Here is a 14,301-nt window from a genome sequence, read left to right as displayed (position 1 = left end):
CTCCTTATTGCGCCTGGATTCTGAGTTCTGCACTAGAGCGGCTGGTGTGACCAAGCAGGGACTTGACGTCGCTGGACTTGGGCTTGATCAGCCTGAACTTGGGCACATAGGAGTCGAAGTTGGCCAGTATCTCCTCGGCGCGCGAGCTGCCTGTCTCGTTCAGGTGCGCCGTGATGATGCCGCGCAGGTGCTCCTGATGGATGGCGAGATCCGCCACGTCCAGCAGTTCCACCAGCTCGGGGTTGGTGCGCTTGGCAAAGTTGCCGCACTCGTCCAGCACGTAGGCGAAACCGCCTGTCATGCCCGCCGCGAAGTTGACGCCCGTGGTGCCGAGTATGGTGACTATGCCGCCGGTCATGTATTCACAACCGTTGTCGCCTATCCCCTCGACCACCGCCAGGGCGCCGGAGTTGCGCACCGCGAAGCGCTCGCCCGCGGTACCTGCGGCGTAGAGCTTGCCGCCGGTGGCGCCGTAGAGGCAGGTGTTGCCTATGATGGCCGCCTCGTGGGACTTGAATGCCACGCCGACGTGGGGTTTGACCACCAGCTTGCCGCCGGTCATGCCCTTGCCCACATAGTCGTTGGCGTCGCCGGTGAGTATCATCTCGAGGCCGCCGGCGTTCCAGACGCCGAAGCTCTGGCCCGCGGTGCCGTTGAAGTGGACCCGAACCGGATCGGACGCCATGCCCTGGTTGCCGTGGCGCTTGACGATCTCGCCAGACAGGCGCGCCCCCACCGAGCGGTCGGTGTTGCGAATGTCGTAGCGGAATTCACCGCCTGACTTGTGCTCGACCGCCTCCAGCAGATCTTCCACCATCTTGAGGTTGAGCGGCCCCTTGTCGAAGGTCGGGTTGTGCTGCTGGCTGAACAGGCTGGAGCCTGCCGGTGCCACCGGGCTCGCCAGGATGCCGGAGAGATCCAGCTTGGCCTGACGGGCGGTGAGGCCGGGCAGGGCCTCCAGCAGATCGGTGCGACCGATCAGATCCGTCAGCTGGGTCACCCCCAGCTGGGCCATCAGCTCGCGGGTCTCTTCGGCGATGAACTTGAAGTAGTTCATCACCATCTCCGGCAGGCCGGTGAAGTGCTCGCGGCGCAGCTTCTCATCCTGGGTGGCCACGCCGGTGGCGCAGTTGTTCAGGTGGCAGATACGCAGATATTTGCAGCCGAGCGCTACCATGGGGCCAGTGCCGAAGCCGAAGCTCTCGGCGCCGAGGATGGCCGCCTTGATGATGTCCAGACCGGTCTTGAGACCGCCGTCCACCTGTAGCCGCACCTTGTGGCGCAGGCCGTTGGCGACCAGGGCCTGTTGGGTCTCGGCCAGGCCCAGCTCCCAGGGGGAACCGGCATACTTGACCGAGCTGAGCGGGCTGGCGCCGGTGCCGCCGTCATAACCGGAGACGGTGATGAAGTCGGCATAGGCCTTGGCCACGCCGCAGGCGATGGTGCCGACGCCGGGCTCGGACACCAGCTTGACCGACACCAGGCAATCCGGATTGATCTGCTTGATGTCGAAGATGAGCTGGGCCAGATCCTCGATGGAGTAGATGTCGTGGTGCGGCGGCGGCGAGATCAGGGTCACGCCGGGCACGGAATAACGCAGTTTGGCTATCTGGGCCGTGACCTTGTCACCGGGCAGCTGGCCGCCCTCGCCGGGCTTGGCGCCCTGGGCCACCTTGATCTGCACCACGTCCGCGTTCATCAGGTAGTGCGGGGTGACGCCGAAGCGGCCCGAGGCCACCTGCTTGATGCGGGAATTCTTCTCGGTGCCGAAGCGCTTGGGATCTTCGCCACCTTCGCCCGAGTTGCTCTTGCCGCCGAGGCGGTTCATGGCCACGGCCAGTGCCTCGTGCGCCTCAGGGCCCAGCGCGCCTATGGACATGGCGGCGGAGTCGAAGCGCGGGAACAGCTTGGCTGCAGGCTCGACTTGATCCAGCGCCACCGGGTTGGTGCCCTGTTTCAGGGCGAGCAGATCGCGCAGGGTGGCGACCGGCCGCTCGTTCACCAGGCGGGCGTACTCCTTGTAATCGGCGTAGTTGCCGGAGCGCACCGCCACTTGCAGGGTCTGCACCACATCCGGGTTGTAGGTGTGATACTCGCCACCGTGGACGAACTTGAGCAGGCCGCCCTGAGTGAGCTCCTTGCGCGCCAGCCAGGCCTGGCGGGCCAGGTTGACCTGATCCTGCTGGATGTCGCCAAAGTCACTGCCCTGGATACGGCTGGATACGCCGCGGAAGCACAGCTCGACCACGGATTGGGAGAGACCCACCGCCTCGAACAGCTGGGAGCAGCGGTAGCTCGCCACCGTGCTGATGCCCATCTTGGACATCACCTTGTAGAGGCCCTTGTTGATGCCGTTGCGGTAGTTGAGCATGGCCTGGCGCAGGCTCATCTTGAGCACGCCTTCCTCGACCTGCTTGGCGATGGTCTCGTAGGCCAGATAGGGGTAGATGGCGGTGGCGCCAAAGCCCAGCAGCACCGAGAAGTGGTGCGGGTCGCGCACGCTGGCGGTCTCCACCAGTATGTTGGCGTCACAACGCAGGTTGTTGTCGACCAGGGTGCGTTGCACCGCGCCCACCGCCATGGCGGCGGGGATGGGCAGGGTATCGGCACTGACGTCCCGATCCGACAGGATCAGCAGGACGGTACCACCGCGTGCCTTGTCGGCTGCGTCGTTGCACAGCCGCTCAAGCGCCCCTTGCAGCCCCTCTTCGGGCTGGTAGTTGAGGCTCAGCACCGCATGACGGTAGTGTTCCCCCTCCAGCGCCAGCAGCTGATGGAAGTCGGAGTAGAGCAGGATCGGCGACTGGAACAGCACCCGGTGGGCGTGGCCGAAGGTCTCGTTGAACACGTTCTGCTCGCGGCCGATACAGGTGGCCAGCGACATGACGTGATTTTCCCGCAGCGGATCGATGGGCGGGTTGGTGACCTGGGCGAACATCTGGCGGAAGTAGTCGTACAGGGTACGCTGGCTGGAGGAGAGCACCGCCATCGGGGTGTCATCCCCCATGGAGCCCACCGCCTCCTGGCCGTTCTCGCCGAGCACGCGGATGATCTGATCCAGCTCCTCGTAGGAGTAGCCGAACAGTTTCTGATAGGTCTTGAGCTGATCGTCCGAGAACTCGCGGGCGCCGGTGCTGGCGTCATCCATCTGCTCGAACGGCACCAGCCGCTTGCAGTGCTTGTCCATCCACTGCTTGTAGGTGTGACGGCTCTTGAGATCGTCATCGATCTCGAAGCTGGTCCACACCTTGCCGTTGCTGGTATCCACCACGAACAGCTCGCCCGGACCGACCCGGCCCTTCTCCAGCACCTCGTCCGGGGTGTAGTCCCAGGTGCCGACTTCGGAGGCGAGGGTGATGAACTTGTCCTTGGTGATGACGTAGCGGGCCGGGCGCAGGCCGTTACGGTCCAACGCACAGGTGGCGTAGCGGCCATCGGTCATGACGATGCCGGCCGGGCCATCCCAGGGCTCCATGTGCATGGAGTTGAAGTCATAGAAGGCGCGCAGATCGTCATCCATGTTCGGGTGCTTCTGCCATGCTGGCGGGATCAGCAGGCGCATGGCGCGGAACAGGTCCATGCCACCGGCCAGGAACAGATCCAGCATGTTGTCGAGGCTGGAGGAGTCGGAGCCGGTGGTGTTGACGAAGGGGGCCGCCTCTTGCAAGTCAGGGATCAGCGGGGTGGCGAACTTGTAGCTGCGCGCCTTGGCCCACTGGCGGTTGCCGGCAATGGTGTTGATCTCGCCGTTGTGGGCGAGATAACGGAACGGTTGCGCCAAGGGCCAGCGCGGGCTGGTGTTGGTGGAGAAGCGCTGGTGGAACACGCAGATGGCGGCCTGCATGCGGATGTCGGCGAGATCCAGATAGAAACGCGGCAAATCCACCGGCATGCACAGTCCTTTATAGACGGTGACCAGGTTGGAGAGGCTGACCACATAGAAGTAGTCGTCGCTGATGCGCTTCTCGATGCGGCGGCGCACTATATAGAGGCGGCGCTCGAGATCCTTGTCGACCCAGCCTGGCGGCGCGTTGACAAAGACCTGTTCGATGCTGGGCAGGGAGGCCTTGGCGATGGGACCGAGCACATTGGTATCGATAGGCACCTTGCGCCAACCGACCAGACTCAAGGTCTCTCTTTCTAGCTCCTCGTCGATGATGTCGCGGGTCTGCTGGGCCAGGACGGGGTCCGGGTTCAGGAACAGCATGCCGACCGCATAGTTGCGGCCCAGGTGCCATCCCTTCTCCTCGGCGACAGCCCGATAGAAGCTGTCCGGTTTTTGCAGCAGCAGGCCGCAGCCGTCGCCGGTCTTGCCATCGGCGGAGATGCCGCCGCGGTGCTGCATGCGAGCCAAGGCTGACATCGCGAGACGGACAAGTTTGTGGCTGGCTTCCCCTTCCATGTGGGCCAACAGGCCGAAGCCACAGTTATCCCTCTCCAGCTTTGGATCATATAGTGACATTGCATTTCTCCCTTGCTCGGCCTTCCATCGCACTGTCATCAACAGATTGCATAAATTGCGATTGGCTCTTGTGGTTCCGTCCGCCTGAGGTGGCGAATCTCCAAACTAATGGGATTTTCAGGCAAGGTCAATTGGACATCCGGACTGTTTGCAATGTTACATCGTCATAACAAAATGTCGGTTTTAGAGTGTTTAGGGGGAATTATCTCAATAAAAATCTTTAAGATTTATATATTGTGGTTTTTTATGCTGATAACTTTGGCTTTAGTGGTCGACTGCATCGTGCCGGTGAACTGTAGTAATCTTACCAACCCTGGGTCATGAGGTCTGGCAGGGATCACATTTCGGCATTCTTCATCTTGCATTTATCTCCATGCGGGCTATTGAAGAAATTTCAATGTCTTACATAGAGTTATGAGATCCATTTCGGCTCTTCTCTCATCATGCATGTCGACGCTATGGTTTCCAAAAGTACCCTGAACCCCCAGTTGGCGGATACTTATTCGGTATATGATGAATATTTATATGTTTTTGGTTCCCGGCTTCGCTTGATCCAGCTCAGCCTCCCGACTGGCTCCCGCCCGTACAATGGCGCCCCTTTAGCGGAGGTGTCATGCAGTTACACGAACTCGTCAATACATTCGGCCAGGATCTCAAGCAGCGGCACGGCCAGAAGATCCACAAACTCTCCATTCACGGCGCCTTCACCTGCCCGAATAGAGACGGCACCCTGGGGCGCGGTGGCTGCACCTTCTGCAACGTCTCTTCCTTCGCCGACGAGTCGGCCCAGCAGCTCTCCGTGGTGCAGCAACTGCTGGCCCGCCGGGACGAGGTCACCCGGGCCAAACGCTACCTCGCCTATTTTCAGGCCTATACCAGCACCTATGCCGAGGTGGAATACCTGCAGCGCATGTATGAGGAGGCGTTGTCGGTCAGCGACATGGTGGGGATCTGCGTCGGCACCCGCCCCGACTGCGTGCCGGATGCGGTGCTGGATCTGCTGGCCGGCTACCAGGCTCGAGGCTATGAGGTGTGGCTGGAGCTGGGCTTGCAGAGCGCCAGTGACAAGACGTTGCAGCGCATCAACCGGGGTCACGGCTACGCCGCCTATGCCGATGCGGTCCAGCGGGCCCATAGCCGTGGCATCAAGGTCTGTGCCCATCTGATCGTCGGCCTGCCGGGGGAGGTCCCCATGGACAGCCTGGACACCTTGCATCGCATCGTAGAAACGGGGGTGGAGGGGATCAAACTGCATCCGCTCCATGTAGTGGAAGGCAGCACCCTCGGCAAGGCCTGGCAGGCGGGGCGCCTCAAGGTGTTGACGCTGGAGCAGTATGTGGAGGCGGCGGTCGCCATGATCCAGCACACGCCGCCCGAGGTGGTCTATCACCGCATCTCGGCCTCGGCCCGTCGTCCGACCCTGTTGGCACCGGTCTGGTGTGAAAACCGCTGGACGGCGATGGCCGGCATTGCCAGCGAATTGGCCCGCTCTGGAGCCCAGGGATCTCGCCTTGGCAGACCCTTCTCGCTCGCCGGCGTTAATGAGTTGTCACTCTAATTTCATTAAAAAAACAGGGGGTTATTAGATGAAATTCAGTCTTTGCAGTATAGTTTCATTCAAGTCGCCTTGATATGATGGTCGGCTTGAAAAAGATATTGTCATCAATAATTTTATTTCCTAACCGGACAGAGGTTCTTGCACTTGATGTCGCATTCTCATCGTCATCGGGCGCCGAGCATGGACCATCGCTGCCCGGCTTGATGGTATTTGGGTCTGGCGATGACGAGTGACATCATCGCCCTGTGCGCTAATTTGGTTGTCGGCTTTCGGTGACGGGATCCCTGCTCTGTTATTCAAGAGGTCGCCGGCATAATCAGGATGGCGATATTTCCCCGCGACAACCGTCTCAATCATGTTTTGACAGGATGCTATGCAAGCAGAAACTAGCCGAATCGATGAGCTATTGGAATGCCTGGTCTTCTTGACCCGCTTTTATGGCGTGCCCAACAGTCAGGATGCCCTGACCACGGGATTGCCATTGGTATCCGGTCGCCTGAGTACCGCGCTCTTCTCCCGCGCCGCCGAGCGTGGCGGCCTCTCTGCCCGTGAAGTGATCCAGCCGCTCGAGAACATCTCCTCCTTGCTGCTGCCTTGCGTGCTGCAGACCCGCCACGGCGGCGCTTGCATCCTGCTGGAGTGGAATGAGGACAGGACCCAGGGCAGGGTGATCTTTCCCCAGGCCGGCGATGCGGCCCAGTGGGTCAGCCTGGCCCAGCTGGGTGACGAATACAATGGCCGGCTGTTCTTCGTCAAGAAGCAGTTCAAGTTCGATGAGCGCTCCCCCAAGGTGCTGGAGACCCGCGACGGTCACTGGTTCTGGAGCACCCTGTTCGAATCCCGGGGTATCTACCGGGATGTGCTGATCGCCTCCATCCTCATCAACCTGTTTGCGGTGGCCAGCCCCCTGTTCACCATGAACGTCTACGACAAGATAGTGCCCAATCTGGCGTTTGATTCCCTCTGGGTGCTGGCGGTGGGCGCCATGGTGGTGTTCACCTTCGACTTCGTGATGCGCCAGCTGCGCAGCTACTTCATCGACATCGCCGGCAAGAAATCCGATGTGCTGCTGTCGGCCAAGATCTTCGCCAAGGTGATGGGGATGAAGATGGAGTCCCGCCCCGCCTCGACGGGGGCCTTCGCCAAGCATCTGCAGGAGTTTGAATCGGTGCGGGAGTTCTTTACCTCAGCCACCGTCTCTACCCTGATTGACCTGCCCTTTGCGATCTTCTTCCTGTTCATCATCTGGCTCTTCGCCGGTGTCATGGTGGTGGTGCCCATCGTCGCCATGCTGATCCTGGTGGCGTACAGCTTCTATATTCAGGAGCCGCTCAAACAGTCCATCGAGGAGGGCTCCCGCCTTGCCTCCCAGAAGAACGCCAACCTGATCGAGAGCATCTCCGGCCTTGAGACCGTCAAGATCTTCGGTGCCGAGAGCATGTTCCAGCATCGCTGGGAGCAGGCGGTGTCCCACATCTCCACCTGGGGTGTGCAGACCCGCCGCATCACCAACTCCATGTCGTCTCTGGCGAGCTACATCCAGCAGGTGGTGACCGTGGGCCTGGTCATCGTCGGGGTCTACCAGATCTCGGAAGGACTGGTGACCATGGGGGGCATGATCGCCGCGGTCATGCTGTCGAGCCGGGCCATCGCGCCCATGGTGCAACTCTCCGTCCTCTCCACCCGCTACAACCAGGCCAAGTCTGCCCTGGATATCCTGGAGAAGATCATGATGACGCCGGGTGAGCAGGAAGAGGGCAAACAATACATCCATCACCCCGTTATCTTGGGCCGCATCGAGTTCGAAAACGTCTCCTTCAAATATCCGGGCATGGAAAGCAGCACGCTGCACAACATCAATCTGCGTATCGAGCCGGGTGAGAAGGTCGCCATCATAGGCCGGATCGGGGCGGGCAAGACCACGCTGGAGAAGCTGTTGATGGGGCTGTATCGCCCGACTGATGGCTTGGTGCGGCTCGATGGCTTCGAGCTGGATCAGCTGCCGCCGGCGGCCATCCGCCGCAACATCGGCTGTGTGCCGCAGGATGTGACCCTGTTCTTTGGCTCGGTGCGAGACAATATCATGCTCGGCAACCCGCTGGTGGACGACATGCGCGTCTTGCGGGCGGCCAAGCGCGCCGGGGTGACCAATTTTACCAACCGGGATCCCAATGGCCTGGACAGACAGATCGGTGAGGGCGGACGCCAGCTATCCGGTGGCCAGCGTCAGGCGATCCTGCTGGCCCGTGCCCTGCTCAACGATCCCCCCATACTGGTGATGGACGAGCCGACCTCCAATATGGATAACCAGTCGGAGATGCACGTGAAACAGGAACTGGCACGGCTGGGGCCGGAGACCACCCTGATCCTCATCACCCACAAGACTTCCATGCTGGACGTCGCCTCCAGGGTCATCGTCGTGGAGCAGGGACAGATAGTGGCCGATGGGCCCAAAGAAGTGGTATTGCAACAACTAAAGGAAGGCAAGGTGCGAATGCAGGAGACGGCCAATGCCTAAAAACTGGTTCAAGAAAACGGCACCAGACGCTGTTCTGCCAGAGCATCTCGAGTATGTCGACGATGGCGCCGCCGCCGTTCTGCTGACCACGCCGACCCGGGCCAGGGCACTGCTGTGGTCCTGCTTCCTGTTCTTCATGAGTGCCATCATCTGGGCCGCCTGGGCGGAGCTGGATGAGGTCACCATAGGTCAGGGCAAGGTGATCCCGTCACGTCAGCTGCAGGTGATCCAGAACCTGGAAGGGGGGATCGTCAAGGAAATCTTCGTCAGGGAGGGGGACATAGTCGAGAAGGGGCAACCGCTGCTGCGCATCGATGACACCCGCTTCAAGTCTGACTTTCGCGAGCGTGAACAGGAGCTGGTGATCCTCAAGGGCGACATCGCCCGTCTGCGTGCCGAGATCAAGAGCGTGGTGGTCAAAAGCGAACCCAATCTCGGCTGGCGTGAGCAGGTGGTCATCGATAAGAAGCCCATCGTCTTCCCCGACGGGTTCGAGAACGTCTTCGCCGAATATGTGACGCGTGAGAAATCGGTCCAGGATGAGCGGCTCAATAACCTGAACAACCAGCTCTATATCCTCGGCCAGCAGATCGAGCAGAAAGAGCAGGAAACCATAGAGCTCAACGCCAAGATAAGAACGGTGGCGCGCAGCGTGGATCTGGCTCGCCAGGAGTTGAACATCAGCCGCCCCCTCGCCAAGGAGGGGATAGTGCCTCAGGTTGAACTGATCAAGCTGGAGCGACAGGTCAACGAGATGCAGGGGGAGCTTGAGGCCAATCGCCTGCTCATCCCCAAACTCAACTCGGTGCTGCGGGAGACCATTTCCAAACGCAACGATATCGCGCTGAAGTTCCGCGCCGATTCACAGACCGATCTCAACGAGCGGCAAGGAAAACTAAGCCAGCTGTCCGAGGGGCAGGTCGGGCTGCGCGACCGGGTCGATCGGACCAGCGTGATCGCGCCGCTCAAGGGCACCATCAAGAAGCTCAAGATCAATACCCTGGGTGGGGTTGTCCAGCCTGGTATGGATCTGATGGAGATAGTGCCGCTGGAAGATACCCTGCTGGTGGAAGCCAAGGTCTCGCCCAAGGATATCGCCTTCCTGCGACCTGGGCTGGAGGCCGTAGTCAAGATAACCGCTTATGATTTCACCGTTTATGGAGGCTTACATGGCAAGGTCGAACAGATAAGTGCCGACTCGATCCAGGATGAAGAGGGCAACTCCTTCTATCTGGTCCGGGTCCGCACCGAGAAGAGTTACTTGGGGGATGAGCTTAACGCACTTCCCATCATCCCCGGTATGTTAGCCAGTGCAGATATTATTACTGGTAAAAAAAGTGTCCTAGACTATTTGCTAAAGCCCATCCTGCGGGCTAAACAGTCGGCACTGAGAGAACGATAAGCCAACAATCTAAAAACAACATGACTGGAGATAACATGAAGAAGACGATTGTTGCCATGCTGGTTAGTGGCGCAGCACTGTTTCCGAGCCTGAGCCAGGCTCAAACACTGGAACAGTCAGTGGCACAGTCACTGGCTACCCATCCGAAAATCAAGGAAGCTTTTGATCTCTATCAGGCGCGACTGTACCAGCACGATGGAGCCAAGGGCGGCTACTACCCCACCATCGATCTGCGGGGTGGCGTCGGTTATGAAAAGACCGATAGCCCCTCGACCCGTGCTGCGGGTAACAACTCACAGACCATCGATGATTCCATGACCCGCAAAGAGGCCGGGATCAGCCTGCGCCAGATGTTGTTTGACGGCTTCGATGTCAGCAGCAATGTAGCCCGGACCGATGCCGCAGCCAATGCCCAGCGTCTGGCCATGATCTCCGAAGCGGAGAACACCGCACTGCGTACGGCCGAGGTGTACCTCAACATGTTGCGTCAGCAGGAGATCCTGGAGCTGTCCAAGCAGAACCTGGAAACCCACGAGCAGATCCGCAGCGACATCCAGAAGCGGACTGATTCAGGTCTCGGCTCGACCGCCGACCAGACTCAGATCGATGGTCGTGTCGCGCGCGCCTACTCCAACCAGGCGGCGGCCGAGAACAACTATCGGGATGCCGAGAGTGAGTTCATCCGGGTCGTGAATGAAGTGCCCAAGGATCTGGTGCAGCCGGCGCCCAATACCCAGATGATCCCTGCCAGCCTGGAGGATGCACTGAAGACGGCCACCGAGGTACACCCGACTCTGCTCTCTTCCCTGCAGGATATCGAAGAGGCCAAGTACCAGCATGAAGGCTCCAAGTCCGGCTTCTATCCGAACGTGGCCTTCGAGGTGGATCAGAACTGGAATGAGGACATAGACGCGGTCAAGGGCCGTAACGATGACCTGACCGCCATGGTCCGGATGCGTTACAACCTGTTCCGTGGCGGCTCCGATCTGGCCGAAAGCAAGGCCACCTCGGCACTCTACTCCCAGGCAAAAGACATCCACCTGAATGCCTTCCGCCAGGTGGAAGAGGGCACTCGCCTGGCTTGGAACGCCAAGGAGTCACTGGCCAAGCAGAAAGTCTTCCTGAAAGAGCACGTGGACGCCAGCTATGACACAGTGCAGGCGTACAAGAAGCAGTTCGGCCTGGGCCAGCGGACCTTGCTGGATGTGCTGAACACGGAGAACGAACTGTTCGAGGCTCGCCGCAGCTACATCACGGCCGAGTATGACTCCCTGCTGGCGGATTACCGCATCCTCAATGCCATGGGGGGGCTGCTCAATGCCATGAACGTGCAGCAGCCGGCCGACTGGCAGGCCAACAACAACTGATGGCGATCGCGCTGACGTGATGTCGAGGCGAGGAATGACTGCAGCTTGCTGCAGTCATTCCTTTCCGCTTTCAGTTTTCAACAGATAACAATCATGAATGCCGCAGGGGAATGATGTGACATTGTGGTGGAAGGCAAGCGCGTGTGAGATGCCCTGGCCGGCTTGGTGCATCTGCCCATCCCTGCGTTGGCTGCGCCATCTGCTGTGGTTGTGTCTGCTTTCGCTCCCCCTGCTGCTGTGTGCCAGCCAACCATTGTCATCCGACGATCTCAAACTGGTGCAAAGGGCGGAGCAAACTTACGGCGCACGTGCAGGCAAACGGGTCACCAGCTGGCGAACGCTGGCCGTACAGAATCAGGCAGCCGGCCTGTCGGAGCGGCAGAAGCTGGAGAAGGTGAACCAGTTTTTCAACCAGATGCGTTTCATCGATGATATCAAGCTGTGGCGCAAGAAAGATTACTGGGCGACCCCGCTGGAATTTCTGGGGGCCGCCGGCGGTGATTGTGAAGATTTCAGTATTTCCAAGTATTTTACGCTGCTGGAACTGGGCATTCCGGATGAAAAAATGCGAATGGTATATGTCAAGGCATTGGATTATAACCAGTTTCATATGGTTGTTGCCTATTATGAGACGCCCGCATCTGTCCCTCTGATCCTGGACAATCTCGTCGGTGCCATTCGCCCGGCCAGCCAGCGGGCGGATCTGATGCCTATTTACAGCTTTAACGGTAGTCACTTGTGGTTGATGAAGGCGCGTGGCCAAGGGGAACTGGCCGGACAGTCATCACGCTTGGGATTATGGACTGATTTACGCAATCGCATGACTTCAGGGCGATTGGCTCGGCCTGTGGTGAATTTGGATGATTAACCTATGACGCTCTACAGACAATTACTGGCAACCATGTTGTTACTGTTCGGGTTGCTGTTTGCTGCCACCTACTGGGTGCAGTTCAATTCGACTCGCAACTATCTGGCACAGCAGCAGGAAACTACCGTCATCAATACCTCCACCGCACTGGGTCTGGCGCTGACGCCTTATCTGGAGAACGGGGACAAGGTGAGTGCCGAATCCGTCATCAAGGCCGTGTTCGACGGCGGTTACTACAAGCTGGTGCGGCTGGATCTGCTGGCCTCCAAGGATGTCATCGAACTCGAGAACAGCAGCGATATCCAGGGAGTGCCGCAGTGGTTCATCGAACTGGGTCTGTTTCCTGAGGTATCCAATGATTCTATTCTGACCTCGGGCTGGCTGCAGCTGGGCAAGCTGAAGATCGTGGGTCATCCGGGGCAAGCCTATTACGAACTCTGGAAGGGGATGAGCGAGCTGGCGACCTGGTTCCTGGTCGGATTCCTGCTCACCACCATCCTGCTGATGCGGGCGCTCAACTACCTGCTCAAGCCGCTCAAACTTATCTGCGATCAGGCGGTCGAGATAGAGCTGCACCATTTCGGGCATGCGATCCCCGAGCCAAAAAGCCGTGAACTGAAACAGGTGGTGCAGGCCATCAATACCCTCTCCAGCAAGTTGGCGCTGCAGTTCAAGGAGCAGGCTGACGAGGCCGAGAACCTGAGGGCACGGGTCTATGTGGATGCCGTCTCCGGGCTCGGTAACCGCTCCTATTTCGTCGGCCAGGTCAATGCCTGGATCGCCGAGGCTGGTCAGGGTGGCGTCATGCTGGTGGCCGTCGACATGCTGGATGATCTGTACCGTGAAGAGGGCTTTGCCGCGCGGGACAACATGGTCAAGTCCATCGCCCAGGTTCTGAACGAGTTGCTGAAAGGTTGGGATGGGGCGGCGCTGGCCCGTATCTCGGCCACCGAGTATGCCTTGCTCTGCCCGACCGATGATCTGTCGCAGCTCAAGGACCTGGCGGAGCTTATCAATAACCGCATCGCCGATCTGGTCGTCAATCCCATGGGTGAGGCGGGAGCGCTCTCCGTGATCGGCATCGCCGGTCGTGATGGTGATGACGATCTTTCCGCTCTGTTGACCAAGGCTGACAATGCGCTTGGCAAAGCACGCAACGAGCGGCGCGGCGCTGTCGTCATGGAAGGGGGAGCGGATCAAGGGCTGATGGGACGTCTGGCCTGGCGTGACCTGGTACAGGACGCGATCGCCCGGAGCCTGTGGCGTTTCAAGGCGCAGCCAGCCTGCCGCTTCGACAACGGGGTGCGTCTGCACGCCGAGTTGTTCGCCTCGATTTCCCGTGATGGAACCGACTACTTTGCCGGCCAGTTCCTGCCTGCCATCGAGCAGTTCAAGCTGGGTGGCGAGTTCGATCAGGCGGTGCTGGAGGCATGTGCCCCACTGCTCAGGCAGCAACCCGATCTGGTGCTGGCCGTCAACATCACGGCAGGCTCCCTCTGCTCCGATGAATTCCTGACGTGGCTGAGGGGGTATCTGGGTCTGCATGCCGAGTTGAAAGAACACTTGCTGTTCGAAATACCCGAGGCCGCCATCATGAAACACAAGGAGCAGGTGACTGCCCTGGTGAATGTGCTGCAGGAGCATGGCTTCCAGTGGGGGGTCGATCACTACGGTCGCCACTTCCAGTCCCTCGGTTATCTGGAGGAGCTGTCACCCGCCTACGTCAAGGTGGATCATGGCTATACCAGCCAAGTCATGGAGCCGGGTGCCGACACTTCCTTCCTGGCGGCCGTCTGCCGTGCCGCACACAATGCGGGCGTCACCACCATTGCCACCCGTGTGGAAGATCAGCAGCAGGTTGAAGTGCTTTCCAAACTGCACATCGACGGTTATCAGGGGTTCGTCCATCCGGCGTTCCCACTCTCATAAGCGGTGTTCTCGCTCCCGAAAGGCCCCAATGTGGGCCTTTTTTTATACCCGTTTAGAATAAGTCTGGCCATTTCTCCATAGTGTATCAACAGGAGAGCCAAAAGAAGCTTTGTTAATTTATTGATTTGGTTGTGTAAAAAAACATTGTTCGATTCGCTGCATCGGATGGAGCTGAACAGATTCAATGTTGTACTTTT

At 59.4% G+C, this 14,301-nt stretch carries 7 protein-coding genes; 6 read left to right on the top strand and 1 reads right to left on the bottom strand.

Annotated features, from left to right (window positions below; genetic code table 11):
• Nucleotides 1-4: 4 nt before the first annotated feature.
• Entirely contained in the window at nt 5-4,462 is a 4,458-nt protein-coding gene (gene gltB, locus EL255_RS12675) for a glutamate synthase large subunit (RefSeq protein WP_042654722.1), read from the bottom strand.
• A 613-nt stretch (nt 4,463-5,075) separates the two neighbouring features.
• On the opposite strand from gltB, the gene EL255_RS12670 reads away from it, so the two are divergent.
• From EL255_RS12670 to EL255_RS12645, 6 genes are all read left to right on the top strand, one after another.
• Nucleotides 5,076-6,020 (top strand): tRNA modification radical SAM protein MnmL/YtqA, encoded by a 945-nt coding sequence (locus EL255_RS12670; protein WP_042654723.1) that lies wholly within the window; start codon nt 5,076-5,078, stop codon nt 6,018-6,020.
• A 373-nt stretch (nt 6,021-6,393) separates the two neighbouring features.
• Complete coding sequence (locus EL255_RS12665; protein WP_042654724.1) at nt 6,394-8,538, top strand: type I secretion system permease/ATPase; 2,145 nt, start codon at nt 6,394-6,396, stop codon at nt 8,536-8,538.
• Nucleotides 8,531-9,940, top strand: a complete 1,410-nt coding sequence (locus tag EL255_RS12660) for an HlyD family type I secretion periplasmic adaptor subunit (protein ID WP_042654725.1) — start codon at nt 8,531-8,533, stop codon at nt 9,938-9,940. The genes EL255_RS12665 and EL255_RS12660 overlap by 8 nt, the downstream gene beginning before the upstream one ends.
• Before the next feature lie 35 nt (nt 9,941-9,975).
• Nucleotides 9,976-11,307, top strand: a complete 1,332-nt coding sequence (locus tag EL255_RS12655) for a TolC family outer membrane protein (RefSeq protein WP_042654726.1) — start codon at nt 9,976-9,978, stop codon at nt 11,305-11,307.
• A gap of 148 nt (nt 11,308-11,455) precedes the next feature.
• On the top strand, nt 11,456-12,175 hold the full coding sequence (locus EL255_RS12650) for a transglutaminase-like cysteine peptidase (protein WP_042654727.1): 720 nt from the start codon (nt 11,456-11,458) through the stop codon (nt 12,173-12,175).
• Between the two features lie 3 nt (nt 12,176-12,178).
• Nucleotides 12,179-14,104, top strand: a complete 1,926-nt coding sequence (locus tag EL255_RS12645) for an EAL domain-containing protein (protein WP_042654728.1) — start codon at nt 12,179-12,181, stop codon at nt 14,102-14,104.
• Nucleotides 14,105-14,301 lie beyond the last annotated feature (197 nt).

Origin of the sequence: Aeromonas encheleia, from assembly GCF_900637545.1 — a bacterium.
GTDB lineage: Bacteria > Pseudomonadota > Gammaproteobacteria > Enterobacterales > Aeromonadaceae > Aeromonas > Aeromonas encheleia.
This window is presented reverse-complemented; position numbering and strand designations above follow the sequence as displayed.